The 20015-nt window shown below is 66.0% G+C and carries 14 protein-coding genes and 1 pseudogene; 6 read left to right on the top strand and 9 right to left on the bottom strand.

Annotation, left to right across the window (positions count from 1 at the left end; translation table 11 throughout):
- Positions 1-29: 29 nt before the first annotated feature.
- Positions 30-461: a hypothetical protein gene (locus tag D3872_RS02480; RefSeq protein WP_119809314.1), complete on the bottom strand. Its 432-nt coding sequence runs from the start codon at positions 459-461 to the stop codon at positions 30-32.
- 119 nt (positions 462-580) lie between these two features.
- On the opposite strand from D3872_RS02480, the gene D3872_RS02475 reads away from it, so the two are divergent.
- Positions 581-790, top strand: a complete 210-nt coding sequence (locus tag D3872_RS02475; protein WP_229459122.1) for a DUF3460 family protein — start codon at positions 581-583, stop codon at positions 788-790.
- A 37-nt stretch (positions 791-827) separates the two neighbouring features.
- On the opposite strand, the gene D3872_RS02470 is transcribed toward D3872_RS02475, so the two are convergent.
- The 3 genes from D3872_RS02470 to D3872_RS02460 form a co-directional block, all read right to left on the bottom strand.
- On the bottom strand, positions 828-1124 hold the full coding sequence (locus tag D3872_RS02470; RefSeq protein WP_220476865.1) for a DUF378 domain-containing protein: 297 nt from the start codon (positions 1122-1124) through the stop codon (positions 828-830).
- 83 nt (positions 1125-1207) lie between these two features.
- Entirely contained in the window at positions 1208-1843 is a 636-nt protein-coding gene (locus D3872_RS02465) for a YcbK family protein (protein WP_119809313.1), read from the bottom strand.
- A gap of 21 nt (positions 1844-1864) precedes the next feature.
- Positions 1865-2395 (bottom strand): GNAT family N-acetyltransferase, encoded by a 531-nt coding sequence (locus tag D3872_RS02460; protein WP_229459121.1) that lies wholly within the window; start codon positions 2393-2395, stop codon positions 1865-1867.
- A gap of 225 nt (positions 2396-2620) precedes the next feature.
- Between D3872_RS02460 and D3872_RS02455 the strand changes: the two genes are divergently transcribed.
- The 4 genes from D3872_RS02455 to D3872_RS02440 all read left to right on the top strand — a co-directional run bounded on the left by D3872_RS02455 (position 2621) and on the right by D3872_RS02440 (position 5596).
- Positions 2621-3637: a sulfate ABC transporter substrate-binding protein gene (locus tag D3872_RS02455; RefSeq protein ID WP_119809311.1), complete on the top strand. Its 1017-nt coding sequence runs from the start codon at positions 2621-2623 to the stop codon at positions 3635-3637.
- Between the two features lie 280 nt (positions 3638-3917).
- A complete protein-coding gene (locus tag D3872_RS02450) occupies positions 3918-4802 on the top strand; it encodes a serine hydrolase (RefSeq protein ID WP_119809310.1) in 885 nt (294 codons plus the stop codon).
- Positions 4803-4966: 164 nt separating this feature from the next.
- Complete coding sequence (locus D3872_RS02445) at positions 4967-5248, top strand: type II toxin-antitoxin system RelE/ParE family toxin (protein WP_119809309.1); 282 nt, start codon at positions 4967-4969, stop codon at positions 5246-5248.
- 15 nt (positions 5249-5263) lie between these two features.
- A complete protein-coding gene (locus tag D3872_RS02440; RefSeq protein ID WP_119809308.1) occupies positions 5264-5596 on the top strand; it encodes a HigA family addiction module antitoxin in 333 nt (110 codons plus the stop codon).
- Between the two features lie 52 nt (positions 5597-5648).
- Here the strand turns inward: D3872_RS02440 and recD are convergent, their stop codons facing one another.
- The 5 genes and pseudogenes from recD to D3872_RS02415 all read right to left on the bottom strand — a co-directional run bounded on the left by recD (position 5649) and on the right by D3872_RS02415 (position 17737).
- On the bottom strand, positions 5649-7160 hold the full coding sequence (gene recD / locus D3872_RS02435; RefSeq protein WP_229459120.1) for an exodeoxyribonuclease V subunit alpha: 1512 nt from the start codon (positions 7158-7160) through the stop codon (positions 5649-5651).
- 100 nt (positions 7161-7260) lie between these two features.
- Complete coding sequence (locus D3872_RS02430; protein ID WP_119809307.1) at positions 7261-7602, bottom strand: hypothetical protein; 342 nt, start codon at positions 7600-7602, stop codon at positions 7261-7263.
- A pseudogene (gene recB / locus D3872_RS02425) lies at positions 7599-11233 on the bottom strand (exodeoxyribonuclease V subunit beta). The gene D3872_RS02430 and the pseudogene recB overlap by 4 nt, the downstream one beginning before the upstream one ends.
- Entirely contained in the window at positions 11230-14610 is a 3381-nt protein-coding gene (recC, locus tag D3872_RS02420) for an exodeoxyribonuclease V subunit gamma (RefSeq protein WP_119809306.1), read from the bottom strand. The pseudogene recB and the gene recC overlap by 4 nt, the downstream one beginning before the upstream one ends.
- Before the next feature lie 67 nt (positions 14611-14677).
- Positions 14678-17737, bottom strand: coding sequence for a CHASE domain-containing hybrid sensor histidine kinase/response regulator family protein (locus D3872_RS02415; RefSeq protein WP_119809305.1), 3060 nt, complete (start codon positions 17735-17737; stop codon positions 14678-14680).
- Between the two features lie 212 nt (positions 17738-17949).
- On the opposite strand from D3872_RS02415, the gene D3872_RS02410 reads away from it, so the two are divergent.
- Positions 17950-20004 (top strand): prolyl oligopeptidase family serine peptidase, encoded by a 2055-nt coding sequence (locus D3872_RS02410; RefSeq protein ID WP_229459119.1) that lies wholly within the window; start codon positions 17950-17952, stop codon positions 20002-20004.
- Positions 20005-20015: the final 11 nt, after the last annotated feature.

Raw genomic sequence — 20015 nt, 5'->3', positions numbered from 1 at the left:
AAACGCCTCATGTGCATAGAAGCAATGTTTCAGCCGTAGCCCATCTTGCGGTGGAGTGAGCCGAAACGGTGGCCAACCACCAGCGTGGTGCTCTCGACCAGGCAAGACAGCCCGATCACCAGCTGGATCAGCTTGTCGTCGGGCAGCGTCCAGTAGTCGGTGCCCGGGTCTTCGGCGCCGGTGGCGGCGACAATCAGCGGCGCGATCCAGCGCGCATCCTGGTCGACGTCGAGCAGGACGGCGTCCGCGGCGCTGTGCAGGTAGATGTTGCCGCCTTCGGCCAAAGTGAAGCAGACCCCGTAGCCGGTTTCCTGCGGGCCGATGTTCTCCTGCAGGCTGCGGTTATGCTCGTCGATCCACAGTTCGACGTCCTGCACGGTGTCGAGGTGAATCCAGGGGCGGGGACGGAAACGGGGCTTGGCCTCGCCATCGGGCGCGCCGTTGAGTGGGTCTGACTTCATTACACCAAGGAAAATTAACAGCAAGGGCACGTATGCTACGGCATTTCCCCGGCGCCGTATATGCCGAACTTGTTGCCTTGATCCTTAGTCAAACTAGAATGGAAACAGGAGGAAGAGTCATGAAGCCACAAGGCGAATACCGCGTAGGGCACGGCGGCTACGTGTCCGAGTACCAGCAGTTCCTTAACCGCTACACGGCCGAACATCCAAGCCTGGAGGAGGATCAGTTGCGCGGCTGGTATATCTGGTGGGACCACCAGGTGGACTTTAACGAGCTGGACAAGGAACGCAAGGATACCGTGCCCGATAAGCCCTACCACTACGAGTAGGAGTCGTGCGAAGTCCGGCCGGTTCAGGCCTGCCCGCCTAAGGCGCGGACAGGTCGCGCCGGCTTGCTATCTTGGTGGCGAGGTAAATGCCATACAGCGAGGCCAGCCCGACCAGGGCATACACCAGGCGCGACAGCGGGCTCTTTACGCCAAACAGTTGTTCCACCAGGTTGTAGTCGAGGGCCCCGACCAGCCCCCAGTTGATGCCGCCGATGATCATCATGACCACGGCCGCCCAGTCGAGCGAGTTAAGTGCCGCCGCATGGGCAGCAAGGCTTGCGCTGCGCCGTTCGGGGATTTGGCGCCGCTCCATGGTTTCCTTTTGGGTCGCCATTGCGTACCTCCTGTGGCTGGTCGCCGGTAAAGGCATATAGCTAAGACAGGAAATGGCGGCCCAAGGTTCGAAATAAAAGCGCGTCAGCCCTTCCAGGTGCGCTTGACGCCGGTATCGGCATGGATCCAGCCGCCCTGCGCGCTGTTGCGGTAGTAGAAACCGACGCCGCCCTGGCGGAAGCTCTTCACCAGCTCGCCCAGCACCTCCGGGTTCAGGCTGGCGATACGGATGTCGGCCGCCTTGCCGTCCATGTGCAGCGACTGGCGCGCGGCCGGGATGCCCTGCTCGATCAGGCGCGAGTTGGACTTGGCGGTGCGGTAGCCGGACAGGATCTCAAGCGGCTGCGTCATGCCGTAGCGCGCGATGAAGGCCTGGGCGCCCCACAGGGTTTCGAACAGCTTGGGATCGATCGGCGCGGTTTCCTTGCCGTTGACGTCGCGCATCAGGTGGCACAGTTCCTGGTAGGCCGAATCGATGATCTCGCCGTCTTTCCAGTACAGCACCCTGGCGCGCTCACCGCTGGCCGGGCGGGTGACGCTCAGCGTGCGCGGACGCAGCCAGAAGTCGATGTCGAGCGCCTGGGCGTCGAACAGGTCGGGCGGCGGCTGGATATCGGTCGACGGCGAGGCGGCGCGGGCGGTGGAGGCGCCAACCAGCGGCGCCGACAGCGCGCCGGCGGCAAGCAGGCCGCGCTGGAGAAAATCTCGGCGAGTAAGCATCGGAGTATTATTAGTATGGTTTTATTGGCCGCTGCAGTTGCAGAAGCGCTTACGGGACCCGCCGCCGGCGTCAGCGCCTGCCTGGCTCAGGTCTTTCCAGAAAAAGTCGCACTCGAGTCCGTAGCAGGCTTTTTCCTTACCGGCGAAAGTGTAGCCGTTGCGCGCGTAAAAGTCGCGGGCGGTGATGGTGCTTTTTAACTGGAGCTTGCCGATGTCCCATGCGCGTGCCTGGGTTTCGACGGCATCGAGCAAGGCCTTGCCGACGCCGGTACGCATTGCCTCGGGCAACACGTAGCACAGCGACAGCTTGCCGGCCTGGGTCAGCAGGGCGACGCCGACGACCTGGCCTTCGCGGACGGCGACGATGGTGAAATTGCTGGGGGTGGTGAACCATGCCGCGACGGTTTGCGGCGTCTTGTTGCCCAACCAGCTGGCAAGGCGTTCCGGACAGTTCTGGTGGTCCTCGACGCAGCTCTCGGTGATCGAGCGGCGCAGCACGGTGCACACGGCAACGGCGTCAGCAGGAACAGCAGGTCGAATTTCAATACCCATATGCATTCAATCAAAATAATACCGAGCAAGAAGCGTTGCTGCCATTCAACCGGCCCTCACCACGACTGCGACTATACACCGTTGCGCGCAACGGCGCTTCGCACGATCGATGATAAACGTCGGCCAACGCCATGCTATCTAAGCATATGACGAAAGAGTACTTCCGTTTTCGCACCGGATTTTAGACCATGCATATCTGTTTCCACAATAGAGGCACACCGTACCATGAAGACTAAAAACAATGCTCGCGCCCGCGGATTCCTGCTTGCCCTCGCCTTCGGCGCCCTGTCGCTCCCGTTCGCGGCCGCCGCAGAGGACACCGAACTGCTGAACGTCTCCTATGACGTCGCGCGAGAATTGTACAAGGATATCAACCCGGCCTTCATCGCCGACTACAAGAAAACCACTGGCGAAACGGTGACAATCAAGCAATCGCACGGCGGCTCCAGCAAGCAGGCTCGCTCGGTCGCGGACGGGTTGGAAGCCTCGGTCGTCACCATGAACCAGGCCAACGACATCGACATGCTGGCCGACCGCGGCCTCGTCGCAAAGGATTGGGCCAAGAAGTTCCCGAACAACGCGGCACCCTACTACTCGACCATGGTGTTCCTGGTCCGCAAGGGCAACCCGAAAGGCATCAAGAATTGGGCCGACCTGGCCAAGCCGGGCGTCAAGGTCGTAATCCCGAATCCGAAAACCGCCGGTAACGGCCGCTACACCTACCTGGCCGCGTGGGGCTCGGTGCTCAAGTCGGGCGGTACGGAAGCGCAGGCGCGCGACCTGGTGACGCGCATCTTCAAGAACGTGCCCATCCTGGACGCGGGCGGACGCGCCGCCACCACCACCTTCACCCAGCGCCAGATCGGCGACGCGCTGGTGACCTTCGAAAACGAGGTCCAGATGGTGCGCACCGAATTCGGCGACAACTTCGAGGTAGTGTACCCGGCCACGTCGATCCTGGCCGAATCCCCTGTCGCCGTGGTCGACAAGGTGGTCGACCGCCGCGGCGTGCGCAAGCAGGCAACCGCCTACCTGAACTTCCTGTACTCCGAAGCGGGCCAGGAAATCGGCGCCAAACACTTCCTGCGTCCCCGTTCGGAGGCGGCCTACAAGAAATACGCCGCCAACTACAAGCCGATCAAGCTGTTCTCGGTGGATGAAGTCTTTGGCGGCTGGAAAGCGGCCCAGAAGAAGCATTTCGACGACGGCGGCGAGTTCGACAAGATCTACCAGTCGAAGTAAACCGTAGTAACTGTATCAATCGCTCCCGCCGCCCGGCGGGAGTTTCGTTTGTGCGCCCTGTTTTGCCACTTCCCCATCTTGGCAGTTGCCTAAGAGAATTAAACCACAGGATTCTTGTCCTTGAGGCCGCTTTTGGTATGTGCGCCATAGACACTACTGGGCTCAGGTGATATCTTCGCCTTTAGTAGTTGCCCCATAGCCATATACGTTTTATGCTGTGCGCCGCGCTGAGGACACGCGCTTCCGATCCGACTGCTGTCACAAGAACAAACAATAACCCATGATCAAGAAAATTCTCGCTAGCGTACTGATGACCGTATCGGCCGCCGCCTTCGCGGTGCCGTTCGGCTCGCAGTCCGTGCTCGTCGTTGAAGACGGCACCGGCAAGGTACTGCTCGAAAAAAACGCCGACCGCGTGGTATCGATCGCCTCGCTGACCAAGCTGATGACCGCGATGGTCGTGCTCGACGCCAACCAGGACATGGATGAGCTGATCGCGATCGACCGCCGCGACGTCGACACGCTCAAGCACAGCACCTCGCGCGTGCCGGTGGGCGCAAAGATCACCCGCCGCGACGTGTTGCACCTCGCGCTGATGAGCTCGGACAACCGCGCCGCAGCTTCGCTTTCCCGCACTTTCGAAGGCGGCCCGGTCGCCTTCAAGGCGGCGGTACGCGCCAAGATCCGTGCACTGGGCATGACCCAGACCGTGATCGACGAGCCGACCGGTCTGTCTCCATCGAACAAGTCGACCGCCGCCGACCTGGTCAAGATGGCGGGCGCCGCGGCGGCCTATCCAACCATTGTCGAGATGACCACCGACGCCAAGGACACGCTGCGCATCAATGGCCGCCGCGTCGAATACCGCAACACCAACCGCCTGGTCGGCGCCAAGGGCTGGGACATCGGCCTGTCGAAGACCGGTTACACTGAAGAAGCGGGCCGCTGCCTGATCATGCGCATCAAGGCCGCCGGCAAGAATGCCACGCTGGTGATGCTGAACGCCAACTCCAGCTCCTCGCGCGTCCTCGACGCCCTGAACATCCGGCGGTTCATCGGCGGCGGTGACGAGCCGGTGATCCGCAAAGGCAAGGCCTCGGTACGCAAGGTATCGGTGCGCGCCCGCGCCAAGGCCTCGGTCACGAAGAAGCGCCGTCGCCGTTAAACCTGCGGACAGAAACGAAGAAACCGGGCATGTCCCGGTTTTTTTTCGTTCCCGCGTATAGACAGAACCGGTTGAGCAAAGCAATCATGGTTGCGCATCGTCGCTAACATGCTGCACCAAGCGACTAGACTCGTTTATCGCCTTCCGACAAGCGATATACAATAATGACGATCCAGTCCTTTCGATGCAAGCACACTAAAAAATTGTATGAAGGCAAGCGGGTTGCGAAATTTGCAAACCTGATACCTGTCGCCGAACGGAAGCTTCAGTTACTCGACAGTGCCGCAAGCCTGGAGTTCTTGCGGTCCCCGCCTGGCAACCACCTCGAAGGGCTGGGCGGCGACCGACAGGGTCAGCACAGCATCAGAATCAATGACCAGTTCCGGCTTTGCTTCACGTGGACTGAAGACGGGCCGGTCGATGTCGAGATCGTCGACTATCATTAACTGACGGAGCAAGAGATGATCAAGAACGGAATGCGCCCGATCCATCCCGGCGAAATCCTGCGCGACGAGTTTCTGATCCCGCTGGGCATGACCGCCACGGCGTTGGCGAAGGCGCTGCATGTCACGCCCTCGCGCGTGAACGGCATAATCCAGCAAAAGCGCGGCATCTCCGCGGACACAGCGCTTCGTCTATCGCGATATTTTGGCGGCGACGCTCAGTCGTGGCTAAATCTCCAGCAAGCGTATGACCTGAAGCTCGCAGAGAGTACAGGACTGGCGAAAATCATGACTGAGGTTCAGCCGCGGGTCTCTGGCAACGAGAAGAACGGACTTCCGCTGGCAGCCTGATACGCCACGCGGCACGGCTGAAAGAGAAAAAACACGGAAATTTCCTGGTTATTTACGACCGGGCGATCATCTCCCGCAATCCGCTTGCGCGCTGGGTCTTGCGCAAGATGGCTTCGCCCAGCACCGCGCCGGCCGGCGAAACCAGCGTGAACTGTTCGCTCGCGCGCGTGATCCCCGTGTACACCAGCTCGCGCGCGATCATCTTGCCTTCGCGCGGCAGCACCATGACGGTGTGGCGGAATTCTGAACCCTGCGATTTGTGCACCGTCATCGCGTACGCCGTCTCCACATTGCGCAGGCGCGTAGCAAGCACGCTGCGCACCTTGTCGCCCTCGAGGAAGTACACGCGCAGCGAGCCTGGCCGCGCCGGATCGGCCAGCGTCAGGCCGATGTCGCCGTTGAACACCCCGGTGCCGTAGTCGTTCCGGGTGATCATCACCGGCCGCCCGACATACCATTCGCCACGCTTGCGGATCAGGCCCGCCGCTTCCAGCTTGTGCTCGATGACTTCGTTCAGGCCCACCACGCCCCACTCGCCTTCCCGCACCGCGCACAGGATGCGGAAGGCTTCGAAGCTTTTCAGAACGCCGCCCACCCAGGCTTCATGCGTTTCCCCGCCGCCGCCCGCGACGATCGCGGACAGGTAACGCGCGTAGCCGTCCGCCGCCAGCTGCAGCACGTGGTGCTGGTGGGCATTTTCGATCCAGCTGATCTCATCGCCTTCCGCGCGCAGCACTTCCGTGGCGCGCGCGACATCGCCCGCGTTGACCGCAAGCGCCAGTTGTCCGATCGGACCGCCGAAGCGGCGGCTGTGACGCAGCATTACGGTCTGCTGGGCCAGCGGCCCGGCGCTGCCGGTGAATTCCACCGGTATCGCCTCGCCGCTCGCGGCCAGCGCGTAGTCCAGCGTCGCCGCCGTGTAGCCGCCAGCCTGCGCATCGTGGCAAAGGTCACCCAGCACCGCGCCCGCTTCCACCGATGCCAATTGGTCTTTGTCGCCGAGGAGGATCAGCGTCGCGTTGGCGGGCAGCGCATCGAGCAGGCTGGCCATCATTTCAAGGTGGACCATCGAGGCTTCGTCGACGATCAGTACGTCCACGTCGAGCGGATTGCCCTTGTTGTGGGCGAAAGCGCGCGTGTCCGGACGCGCGCCGAGGAGGCTGTGCAGCGTGCGCGCCGCGCCCATGCGGCCCGCCAGTTCCTTCAGCGCCAGCGCCCCGCCGACCTTGCCGGCCAGGTCGTCCAGCGCCTTGTCGATCGATTGCTTCAGGCGCGCGGCCGCCTTGCCGGTCGGCGCGGCCAGCGCGATGCGCAAGCGGCCTGGGTCTTCCGCCGTCGCGAACAGGGACGCGATCAGGCGCGCCACGGTGTAGGTCTTGCCGGTGCCGGGGCCTCCGGTGATGATACCGATCGAGCGCGCAAGGCGATGCGAACGCGACCTTCTGCCAGTCCGGGCGACTCGGCGCCGGCGGCTGGCACGCGAACAGGAATATCGAGCCAGTGGCGCACCGTTCGGGTCCGTCCACTGTACGACCAGCTCGCAGCGGCGCTTCGCGGATCGCACCCTGCCACCAGGGTCTATTCGTCGCGCAGTAGCGACGCAGGTAAAGGCGCCCCCGCCATCGACACCAAGCGGCTGGTCGAATCGACATCGCCCATCCTGCTCACGACCTGTTCCGCGCCGTCAGCTGGTCCGCCCATCCCTTGGCGTTCTTCCGGCAGCGTTGTCGGCGGGCGTTGCCCCCGTAACATGCACTGCTCGTCGCCATCCCCAGCAGGGCTGCGTCCCGCCGCCAGGTCGTGAGCACAAGGCACGCTGTGGCCGCGTCCTTTCCAGCTTCTGAACAGCACGCCCAGGCAGCGACCATCAAGTGCCGCGAAGCGCTGCCGCCGATGGCGACAAAGCGAGCGAATGCAACCCACCCCGACAGGCGGCGCATCTCGCCCGACTCGGTCAGGATATCGGCTTCGTTCCACAACGCAGCGTGCGGCATGTCGTTTCTCATGGTGTCTCCGCCGCGCCTAGCAAGGCATCGAGCGCATCGAGCAGCGCGACATCCGGCTCGAGCAGGTAGCAGCCGCGCGTGACCGGGTTGGCGATCCCGCGCAGGAACAGGAAGATCGCGCCGCCGAGCTGGCGCGCGGGTCGTAGCCGTCGCCCAGGCGGCTCTTGAGCAGCCGGTGCAGCGCCAGCATGTAGATCGCGCCCTGGATGTCGTAGCGGTGCGCCGCCATTCCGCCCGCCATCGCGGCGCGGGTGTAGGCCGCGTCGCCCGGCCCCAGCGCGTTCGATTTGTAGTCCAGCACCCAGTAGCGGCCTTCATATTCGAACACGAGGTCGGCGAAGCCCTTCAGCATGCCGTGCAGCTGGCGCTCCGGCAGCACCGGACGCACGGTGTCGCCCAGCAGGTGCTCGCGGCACAAACGGTCGAGGGCGCCGGTGCGCAGGTGCTCGCTCGGGAACCAGAACTCCATTTCGGGCAGCACCGACGTCAGTTCCGACAGCGGCGCACCCAGTTGCGGCAGGCGCGTATTGGCGATGGTGCGCAGCCAGGTGATCGCGTCTTCCTGGCGATGCCCCCAGCCGGCGCGCTCGCAGCGCTGCGCCAGCCGCGTGGCGAAGTGTGGGTCGTCGACGATGGCAAAGCCCTCCTGCCCCATCCATTCCAGCTGCTCGTGCAGGAAGTTTCCCGGCACCGAGCCGCGCGGGAATCGGTGCCAAGGCGCGTCCTCGGTGCGCGACAGCGGCGCGGCATCCGGTTCTTCCAGCAGCGTTTCTTCCTGCGCGCGCATCGGCACGGCTGTGGCCTGGCGCGTCAGCGAGGTGAAGGATCCGACCGACCAGTCGCGTTCGAACGCCGCCCCGAACGGCGCCGCGTCGATCAGCTCCGGGCGCGCATCGTGGCGGTCGAGCATCGTCACGCCTTCCGGGGCGTCGAGCGAGCGCAGGTCGATCGCTTCGGTGTCGCCGCGCAGGCGTTCCCAGTGCGTTCGCAAATCAGCCGCCGCGATCTTGCCGCCGCCGCCCAGCAGGTAGCCCAGCGCGGAATCGTGCAGGCGGTTGCCGGAGCCGCGCGGCTCTGCGATGGCCGCCACGCCCAGCCACAGGAAGTGGCGTGCGCGCGTCAGCGCCACGTACAGCAGCCGCAAGTCTTCTTCCAGGCGTGCGTTGTCGACCGCGTTCAGCGCTTCGTCCGACAGCGCCAGGTCGATGCGGCGCTGGCCGTCGGCGCCGACAAACTCGAAGAAGCTGCGGTTGCGGCGGTCGGTCTTGCGCGCGGTGACGGCAAACGGCAGGTACACCAGCGGATACTCCAGGCCCTTCGACTTGTGCACCGTGACTACCTTCACAAGGTCGGCGTCGCTTTCGAGCCGCAGAACGCGTTCGTCGCTGCTTTCGCCCTGCCCCGCCACCTGCTCGGCGAACCAGCGTATCAAGGCCTGCTCACCGTCGAGCTGGCTGCTGGCCGACTGCAGCAGCTCAGCCAGGTGCAGCAGGTTGGTCAGGCGGCGTTCGCCGCCCGCTTCGCGCAGCAGTGCTGAGGGAAGCTGCAGTTCGTGGATGAAGCGGCGCAGCATGGCCAGCACGCCCTGGCGCTGCCAGACCGTGTGCAGCGCCTTCAGCTGCTCCACGCGTTCTTCCCATGCCAGCTCGTCGGCCGACAGGCGCGCCAGTGCCGGCAGCGGCAGGCCGGCGGTGCGCGTCGCGAACGCCGCCCGCGCCAGCGCGCCGTCCAGCGGGTTGGCCACCGCGTGCAGCCAGCGCAGCACGTCGGCCGCCTCGGCGCTTTCCAGCACCGAATCCTTGTCGGACAGGTAGACGCTGGCGACCTTGCGCGCGGCCAGCGCGTTGCGGATCGCGGCCGCCTCGCGCCGGTCGCGCACGAGGATGGCGATATCGGCCGGAACCAGGCGGGTGAACACGCCCTTCTCGTCGAAGCCCGCGGCTGGATCGTTCAGCACCCCGACGATATGCTCGGCGCAGTGATGGGCGAAGAACTCGCGGTAGTCGTCGGCGCGCAGGTCCTCGCGGTCGGTGCAGCAGACGGCCAGCGCCTGGTACGGGCCGGCCACGCCGACCAGCTTCTGCGCGCGTCCCTTTGCATCGACGCTGTCGAACGGCAGCGGATTGACGTCGCCCTTCCTGAAACGGAAAGCCCCAGCCGCGAACCCGGGATGCTCGCCGCTGCCCTCCGCGTGCTCGAACAGGCGGTTTACCGCGCTGACCAGCGCTTCGGTCGAGCGGTAATTGGTACCGAGCTTGTAATGGCGGCCCTCGGTGGCGCGGCGCGCGGACAGGTAGCTGTGGATGTCGGCGCCGCGGAAGCCGTAGATCGACTGCTTCGGGTCGCCGATCATGAACAGGCCATGCGCAGGGTCGTTGTCGGCCACGCGGTACAGCAGGTTGAAAATGCGGTACTGGTCGGGCGAAGTATCTTGGAACTCATCCACCATCGCCACTGGGAACTGCGCGGTGATACGGCGGCGCAGCGCCTCACCGTTGGCCCCCTCCAGCGCAGCCTTCAGGCGGTCGAGCATGTCGGCGAAGCCGAACTGGCCGCTGCGCTGCTTCAGTTCCGCCATGCGGCGCGCGATGCTGGCCGCCGCATGGCGGTACAGTGCATGCGACAGCGGATCGATCCGCTTCAGGGCTTCCCACAATGAGGTGGTGTAGGCGAAGCAGTCCGGCACGTCGAAGGCGTAGCCCTTGCTGCAGGCGTCAATGATGCCGTCGGGAGTCAGCCGGTGCCAGGCGGTGTCGCTCATTGCGGGCATCAGCATAGCCGGGTCGACGGCCCAGGCGCGCAGCGCATCGAACCACTTCACGAGCGAATCGGCGCGCAGTTTGTTCCCGTTGAAGCACTTCGGCGCAAGTTCGCGCTGGCCCGCGATCCAGCGTTCCATGTCGTTGGCGCGGCCGGTCCAGCCGCGCTTGAGATGTTCCAGCTCCGCCGCCTGTTCGCGCTGGATACGCCCGATCAGCCCGGCCAGCGGTTCATTGTCCACGGCGCCCAGCACGTCGATGCGGCGCACCAGGTCGCGCACGGACTGCTTGAGGGCTTCGACGTCGGGCCAGCATTCCAGCAGGCTGCCCAGCGCGGAGGCGTTGAGCGGGTAGATGTTCTGGCGCCAGTAGTCGTGCGTCGCGTCTTCGAACAGCGCCTTCTCGTCGCTGACCAGTTCTTCGTCGAACAGGCTGCCGCTGTCGAAGGCGTGCTCGCGCAGCATGCGCTGGCACCATGCGTCGATGGTGAAGATCGCCGCTTCGTCCATCGTCTCGGCCGCCAGTACCAGCCGGTGCGCGGCGATATTGCGTTCGCTGTCGCTGCCGCAGGCATCGGCAAGGCTGGCGAGGAAATCGTCGTTCAGTTCGAGCTCGCCGCGGAAGTACGCAGCAGCCTCCATCAGCCGTTCGCGCACGCGGTTGGACAGCTCGCGCGTGGCGGCACGGGTAAAGGTCATCACCAGGATCTCGGACGGCAGCAGCGGGCGCGCGAATCCGTCCGGCCCGCCGTGGCCAAGCACCAGCCGCAGATAGAGTGCGGCGATGGTCCAGGTCTTGCCGGTGCCGGCGCTGGCCTCGATCAGGCGCGACCCGTGCAGCGGAAAACTCAGGGCTTCAAGCAACTGGCTCATTCTTCTTCCTTGTCGAGCGGCGTCACCGTGATGTCGTTCCCCAGCCAGTGCGCCAGCGGCGCGTACAGCGCTTGCGCGCATGCGAACCACTCCGGCTCGGCCGACAGCGCCGCGAAATCGGGCCACAGGCGCGCCAGGCATTCGTCCTCGCCCTCGCCCATTTGCTCGAAGCCGCCGTTGTAGGTGCCGCGCGGGTCGCCGTCCTGCACCAGCGCCAGCGCGGTCTTGCAGGCCACCGGCAGCGGCTGGTCGAGGTTGCGGCGCCACAGCGCCACCAGCGCCGCTAGCCGGGCGCGCGCCTCAAGCGGATCGAGCGGTTCCATCGCGATGATCGCGTCACGTGCGACCAGGAAGCCGCGCACCTCCGCACCGGCAACGGCGGCCGCCAGCTGTCGCAGCCACGCGCCTATCAGCTTGTCGCCGCGTACCGCCTTCGATTTCGTGAGAACGCGCGACGACATCTGCATCAGCCACGCCGTTCCGGCCGCGCCGCAGCGCAGCTTGTCGATCCAGTCGTCCAGCGCGATGCCGCCGAACTCCTCGCTGACGGCCAGCTTGGGCGCGTCGGCGCCGAAGCTGGCCGCAAGGGTCAGCCATGCGGTACGCACCGGCACCAGCTCGTCGATCAGTTGCTTCTGCCAGCGCTCGCCCACAAGCCCGATCGGCAGCACGCCTTCGCGCGCAAGGCGGCCGGCGCGCTCGGCCAGGCTGGCGCGCACGTCTTCCAGCGCCTCATGTTCGCTGGCGTCGTCGAGCAGGCTGTCTTCGAGGAAGTAGCGCTTCAGTGCGTCGAGCGAAAACGGCTCTTCGTCCTCGCCCAGCAGGTCAGGTTCGGCGAAGCTCACACCGAGGCGGCGGCGGAAGAAATGACGCGCCGGCTGGCGCATGAAGTCATGCAGTTCGCGCAGCTTGAGGCGGTAGTCTGGTTCCAGCTCGTACGGCGGCAGCTCCTGCGTGCCGATGCCGCCATCCGCGCCGTGTGCCGCGCGCCATTCGCCCGCATAGGTCAGCAGCCCGCCTTGCTCGAAGTAGCGGCGGCTGAACGGCTGCAGCGCATGCACCGTGGTCATCTCCGCGGGATCGAGTTCCCAGCCCGCTTCGAGGTAGTCGCGCAGCTGCGACACCAGCACCGACGCCGGCTGCTCGCTGTTGTCGCGCACATTGCGCCCCACCCAGCTGATGTACAGCTTATCGCGAGCGGCCAGTACCGCTTCCAGCATCAGGTAGCGGTCGTCGTCGCGGCGCGAGCGGTCGCCTGGGCGCGCCATGCCGGGCAGCGCCAGCAGGTCGAAGTCGGCCTGGCGCGCGCGACGCGGGAAGTCGCCGTCGTTCATGCCGAGCAGGCCGATCACGCGGAACGGCACCGCACGCATCGGCATCAGGGTGCAGAAGGTCACGCCGCCCGACACGAACTGGTGGTTCAGGGTCGGCTCGTCGAGCGCGCCCAGCCAGGCTTCGCGCAGCACAGCCAGCGGCACTTCCTCGTCGTAGCCTGCGTTGTCGCAGGTCTCCAGCCAGCCCTGCAAAGCGTCGTTCAGCTGCGACAGTGTCAGCCGGTCGGCCTCTTCGCCGGCCTTGAAGAAGGCGGCCAGCAGCGCGCGCGCCTGCTCGCCCCATGCGGCCGGGCTGCGCGGCTGCGCCAGCGTCGCGCGCCACGCCAGCAGGGTTTCAATCAGTTGCGCCAGCGAACCGGCCAGCGCGGCATCCAGCCCGCCGACTTCCGAGTACGGCTCGATTCCGCCGAAGCTGGCGCCCGCGCCGCTCGCATAACCGAGCAGCATGCGGCGCACGCCGAAGATCCAGGCATTCTGTTCGCCCGCCGCGCCCAGCCCGAGGCCGGCGCGGTGTTCCCCGTCCAGCCCCCAGCGCACGCTGGCGCCTTCGATCCAGTGGCCCAGGGTCGGAAGGTCTTCCGCATCGAGCCCGAAGCGCGCGGCCACCGCCGGCACGTCCAGCAGGTCGCGTACTTCGCTCTGGCGGCAGCGCTGGTGCGGCAGGCGCAGCAGCCATTCGACCGCCACCAGCAGCGGGTTGACGCTGCGGTCCTTGACATCGCCGATCTCGAACGGGATGAAGCGTGGATCGCTGCGCTTGTGCTGGTCGAACACCGCGTGGATCGCCGCGGTGAAGGTGTCGATGTCGGGCACCATCACCACCACGTCGCGCGGGCGCAGCGACGGGTCGGCCGCGAACCACGACAGCAGCTGGTCGTGCAGCACTTCCACTTCGCGCTGCACGCTATGCGCCACCGCGAACTCGATCGAACGATCGCCAGCTGCCCGCGGCCTGCGTTCGTGGTCCTTCACCGGTACCAGGTCGCGCACCGCCGCCTGCACCTGCGCCAGCAGGGTATCGCCCTCGCCTTCGCTGAAGAGGTCGATGCGCATGTTCTCGAAGCCTTCCTGCGCGGCGCTGTCGAATTCGTCGAGCATGCGCACGAAGTCGCGGCCTTGCCGTCCCCAGCTTGCCAGCAGCGGATGGCTGTGGGCGTGCATTTCCTCCAGCGGGATGGCGGACAGGTCGACGCCGCCGCGCGCGCCCTGGCGCTTGTGCGCGGCCTTCAGCAGGTCGCGCCCTTCGATAATGTCGCCCCAGTAGAACTGGCATGGGTTGGGCACCGCCAGCAGCACCTGGGTGTGGCGCGACAGCGCGGCCACCGCCTGCAGGGTCTGGAAAGGCAGCGCCGAAATGCCGAACAGGACGACCCGGCGCGGCAGCCTGCCGGCCGGCTCCGCCCCGTTTTCGGAAGCCTGCACGAACATGTCATGGATGGTGGCGCGCCCGCTGTCGCGGCCATGTCCGGGAATGCTGTCGATGACGGCACGCCAGAGCTGCGCCTGCCAGCGCTGCTCCGGCCCGAGCGGCAGCGCATCAAAGCTTGCGGTGCGCAGCTGGTCGCGCCCGGCCGCCCAGTCGGACAGCCAGTCGGCGCGGTACACCTGGTATTGGTCGAACAAGTCGGACAGGCGCTCGGCCAGCTGCAGGCGGCGCTCCGGGTCGCCGTCGCCCAGGAAGTGGCGCAGCGGCTGGAACACGGGGTCAGCCAGCAGCGTGGGCAACAGGCGCATCAGGCGCCAGGTGAGCGGACCCTTGTCGAACGGCGACTGGATCGGTACGCGTTCGCGCCCCAGCATGCCGCGGTAAGCCTCCCACAGGAAGCGCGCGGGCAGCGCCACGCGGGTGGCGGCGCACACGCCCAGTTCCTCGGCCAGCGCGATCTTGAGCCATTCGGCCACCCCGTTCGACTGAACCAGGATGGTTTCCTGTTCCAGCGGCGACAGCGGATTGTTGCGCAGCCATCCGAAGACGGCGGCGCGCAATTGTTCCAACTGGTTGCCATGCAGGATAAGCAGGCCGGGCGTGACGGGTGAAGGCATGTTGGGCAAATGATACCGCACTGGCGGGGCTGCACAGGATACTATGTTTGGCCAGCCCCGTGAATGGTCAGGAGCTTCCCGGCGCGGCCTCGGTGAGCTCCTGCGCGATGTGATGGTTCAGGCGTTCCAGCAGCGCGTACATGGCATCCACCAGCGCGCGCGCCTGCTCCGGGTCGAAGCGGCCGCGCATCTCCTCCAGCGCCAGGCAGAGCTCGCCGAAGCTGGCCGCGCCCACCGCGCGCGCCGACGACTTGATGCGGTGGCCCAGGTCGGCCACGCGCTCGCCGTCGCCGCGGTCCAGCGCCTGTTCCAGCTCGGCCAACCCGTCGCGGGCGGAATCGAGGAACATGAAGCCGTACTTGCGCATCTTGGCCGGATTACCGGAGAAAGTGCGCGCCAGCACACCCACGTCCAGCATCTGGCTGTCGATCGACACCACCGGCGCCGCCGCCATGCGGGTCGGCGCCGATTCGGCCGCCAGCGGCGCGCGCCGGCGCCCGTTGCGGCGCGGCCGCGTGCGCAGCCATTTGGCGATCACGGCGAACAGCACGTTGGGCGCGATCGGCTTGGCGATGAATTCGTCCATGCCGGCGGCCAGGCAGCGCTCGCGGTCCTCCTTGCCGGCGTTGGCTGTCATCGCGATCACCAGCGTGTCGCACAGGCGCCGGTCGGCGCGGATCAAGCGGGTGGCCTCGAATCCGTCCATCACCGGCATCTGCACGTCCATCAGCACGCAATCGAAGTGCTCCTTCAACATCAGGTCGATCGCCTCGCTCCCGTTGTTGGCGATGAGGACAGTCGCTCCGGCCTCTTCCAGCAGCTCCTGCCCCACCTGCTGGCTGAAGATATTGTCCTCCACCAGAAGGATGTAGGCGCCGCGAATTTCGTCCAGCACTTCCTGGCTGGCAGGCTCCTGGCCGGCGTCGAGGAAGCTCGCGCGAATGCCGAGGCGCGCGGTGAACCAGAAGGTGCTGCCTCTGGCCGGCCGGCTTTCGACGCCCACCTGGCCGCCCATCAGCTCCGCCAGCTGCTTGCTGATGACCAGGCCAAGGCCGGTGCCGCCGTACCTGCGCGTGGTCGAAGTATCGGCCTGGTGGAAGGGCTGGAACAAGCTCGCCATCTCCTCGTCGCTCATGCCGATGCCGTTGTCATGCACCTCGAAGCGCACCAGCACTTCGCCGTCGCGTTCCTCCGCCGGATGCGCGCCGATCCGGATCACGCCGGACTCGGAGAACTTGATCGCATTGCCGGTGAAATTGAGCAGCACCTGCTCCAGCCGCAGCGGGTCGCCGCGCAGCTGGTGCGACAGGCCGGGCGCGACGTCGAACTCCAGCGACAGGCCCTTGGCGGCGGCGGCGTCGCCAAGCTGGCCGGAGATGTTCTGCATCAGCGCATCGAGTTCGAAATCGAGCACTTCCAGGTTCAGTTTCCCGGCCTCGATCTTCGAGAAATCAAGGATGTCGTTGATGATCCCGAGCAGGTGCTGGCTGGAGTGGTAGATCTTTTCCAGGTAGTCGCGCTGCTTCGGGTTGGTGACGGTTTTCAGGGCCAGGTGCGACATGCCGATGATGCTGTTCATCGGCGTGCGGATCTCATGGCTCATGTTGGACAGGAAGTTGCTCTTGGCCTGGCTGGCAGCGTCGGCCTGCGCCTTCAGCTTGTGCAGCTCGGTCACGTCGGTGCCAAGGCCGATCACCGCCGTCACTTCGCCATTGAAAGTGACCGGCACATTGACCGTCCACAGCTGGCGCACCTCGCCGTCGACCTCGATGAACTGGATGTGGCCGGACTGGCGGCGTCCATGTTCGAAGATATCGCGGTCCTGATCCCAGTAGGCGTCGGCCTGGAACTGCCCCAATATCTCGGAATCGAGCCTGCCGACGATGTCCTCCGGCTTGCGGCCCATGAAGGCGGCGGCCTTGGCGTTGACATAGCGGTAGCGGCGCTCGCGGTCCTTCATGTAGACGTGCGCGTCGACGCTGTCAAGCACAGAGTCGAGTAGCAGGCGCTGCTCGATGGCGCCTCGGCGCGACCAGTAAAGCGTGCAAAAGAAGGCGTAGATCAGCATCGTGCCTGCGAAGCCGGTGATCATCGCCACCGGCGGGAAGTAGCGGTCGAAGGTGGTGTACAGGTCGCGCTTCCTGGCGATGAACTGGGCCTTCCACTGGGTGCCGTTAAAGTCGACCGGCAGCACGATTTCGAAATACCGGTCGCGCTCCGCCAGGTTGACGCTGGCCGGATTCAGCGAACCGTCGTCGTTGAACAGCACACGGTCGCCGGGCAGCACCGCCAGCGGACCGCGGCCCGATGTGGCGCCGGCTCCGTACAGCGCCATCTTGACGCCGGGCACCGACATTTCGTCCAGCGCGCCCTGCACCAGCGCGGCCACGCCGAAGCCGACGCCGACCGAACCGATATATGCGCGGCGCCGCTGCTCCACAGTGGCGGCTGGCGCGCCGGTACGGTACACCGGCATGCGCATGCCCAGGCCAAGGCGCGGCTTGGGATGGGTAAGCTGGATCGGCTGGCCGGAGGCGCCCAGGCGCCCGGTGTCGCGCGCCACGTCCAGGGCCCTGGCAACCGCCGGGTTGGCGGCGATGTCGACGCCCAGCCTTTCCGACATCCCCGCCATCGGTTCGATGTAGGTCAGCACGGTGTAGTCGGCCTTGCGTGCCGGCGTCTTGACGGTAAAAGCGGGATAGCCCGCGGGATCGAGGCTGCGGTCGTTGCGCACCGCCTCGGTGAACTCCTCGCGCCCGGCCTCGGTGACATGGACGGCGTAATTGACGCTTTCCAGCGCCGGGAAATGGCGCGCGATGTCCAGCGATTCGACGTAGCGGTGGAACTGGGCGCGCGTGAGCGGCTCGTCATGGCTCTGGAACAGCGCCACCATGCCGCGCACTACCTCGGTGTAGGCGCTGGCGCGCGCGGCAAGGCTGTACTGGGCGCTACGCGCAACGCTGTTGAAGCGCTGGCGCGCATCGTTGTCGGTGGTCCTTGCCGCGCCCGTGTACAGCAGCGCGCCGACAATCATCGACAGCGTCACCCCCGCGCCCAGCAACAACACGCGCGAGGCGGCGCCTCCCGTCACCGGGTTGCGTAAGCTGCGCGGGGATGCATGCGTCATGTGTGTCTTGTTGGCGGTTCGGCGCCGTATTGAATATAAGTGGTCTGCGCAGCATACCCTCAATGTTCGCGGAAAACCAAACACTGCTGTAGCAAATCGGCACGCGCGCGATTGACTGCGCCGGCGCGGCGGTGCAGATTTCCCTGGAGCCAATGTTGTTAAAATAGGCAAGCAGATGCGGCGCGCATTTGTCCGTCAAGACAAGGAGAATCATGCGAAAGATTGCAAGTGGCCTGCTGCTCGGCTTGGCCGCGCTGGGCGGCGCCCGCGCCCAGCCCGCGCCGGCGCCGGCCGATAAATACATGTGGCTGGAGGACGTCGGCGGCAGCGACGCCATGGCCTGGGTCGGCGCGCACAACGCCACCGCGCGCAAGGAGCTCGAAGCCTCAGCGCGCTTCCCGGCCCTGCACGCCCGCCTGAAGACCATCCTCAATGCGAAGGAGCGCATCCCCTTCGTGACGGCGCATGGCGACTATGTCTACAACTTCTGGCGCGACCCCGCCCACGTGCGCGGCATCTGGCGCCGCACCACGCTGACCTCGTTCGCCCAGCCGGAACCGGCATGGGAAACCGTGATCGACATCGACCAGCTTGCGCGCGACGAGAACGAGAACTGGGTGTGGGACCGCGCCACCTGCCTGAAGCCGCGCGGCGACCGCTGCCTGGTGTCGCTGTCGCGCGGCGGCGGCGACGCCCATGTGGTGCGCGAGTTCGACCTATCCACCCGCGCCTTCGTGGCGGGCGGCTTCACGCTGCCCGAGTCGAAAGGCGGCGCCACCTGGATCGACCGCGACACCCTCTTTGTCAGCACCGATTTCGGCCCTGGTTCGATGACCAGTTCTGGCTACCCGCGCATTGTCAAGGAATGGAAGCGCGGCAGCAAGCTGGCCGAAGCGGCCACCGTATATGAAGCGCGCGCGAGCGACCTGTCGGCCGACGCCTGGAAGGATTTCACGCCCGGCCACGAGCATGAGTTCATCGAGCGCCAGGTCACCTTCTACAGCAGCGAACTGTTTTTGCGCGAAGCCGGCAAGCTGGTACAGGTGCCCAAGCCCGATGACGCCCGCGCCTGGACGGTGCGCGGCCAGCTGGTGATCGAGCTGCGCTCGGAATGGCAGGTGGGCGGCGCCACCTATCCCCAGGGTGCGCTGCTGGCGGCCGGCTTGCGCGACTTCATGCAGGGCGGGCGCAGCTTCGAGGTGCTGTTTACGCCGTCGCCGACACGCTCGCTGGACGGCGTGGCGAGCACCCGCGGCACCCTGATCCTCAATGAGCTGGACAAGGTGCGCAACCGGCTGGTGGAACTGCGCCAGGTCGACGGCAAGTGGCAGCGGCGCGCGGTCGAGGCGCCGGCCTTCGGCGCACTCAGTGTCGCCGCGGTCGACCCGATCGAATCCGACCAGTACTTCCTGACGGTGGCCGACTTCCTGGCCCCGACCTCGCTTTACCTCGGTGCGGCAGGGGACGACAAGCGCGCCCTGCTCAAGTCGATGCCCGGCTTCTTCGATGCTTCTCCCTATGTGGTGCGCCAGTTCGACGCCACCTCGAAGGACGGCGTCAAGGTGCCCTACTTCGCCGTCATGCGCAAGGACGCGAAGCTGGACGGCACAAACCCCACCGTCCTGTATGGCTACGGTGGCTTCGAGGTGTCGATGAAGCCCTTTTACAGCGGCGTCACCGGCGAGGCCTGGCTGGCGCAGGGCGGCGTCTACGTGATGGCCAACATCCGCGGCGGAGGCGAGTTCGGCCCGCGCTGGCACCAGGCCGCGCTGAAGGACAAGCGCCAGCGCTCCTTCGACGACTTCATCGCGGTGGCGCAGGACCTGATCGCGCGCAAGGTGACCAGCCCGCGCCACCTCGGCATCATGGGAGGCAGCAATGGCGGGCTGCTGGTCGGCGCCGCCCTGACCCAGCGTCCCGACCTGTTCAACGCGGTAGTGTCGCAGGTCCCGCTGCTGGACATGCGGCGCTACCACAAGCTGCTGGCGGGCCCGTGGATGGTCGAATACGCGCCGGACGATCCGCGCAAGCGAACACATCAGCCGCCTACTCGCCGTACCACCAACGGTGTCCCGAACAAACGCTATCCGCAGCGTGCTGCTTACCACGTCACCCGCGACGACCCGCGTCCATCCGGCCGACGCGCCAAGATGGCGGCCGCTGATGCAGGAACCAGGAGGCCACGAACTGCTTTACTGGGGAGAACACGAGGGCGCCCACGCCCGGCGCGGCCAACAACGACCCAGCAGGCGCAGATGTGGCCCTGACCATTGCCTTC

The sequence above is a fragment of the Massilia cavernae genome (assembly GCF_003590855.1).
In the GTDB taxonomy this organism is placed as follows: domain Bacteria; phylum Pseudomonadota; class Gammaproteobacteria; order Burkholderiales; family Burkholderiaceae_D; genus Telluria_A; species Telluria_A cavernae.
The sequence above is the reverse complement of the archived record's forward strand: the minus strand, read 5'-3'. Positions and strand labels throughout refer to the sequence as shown.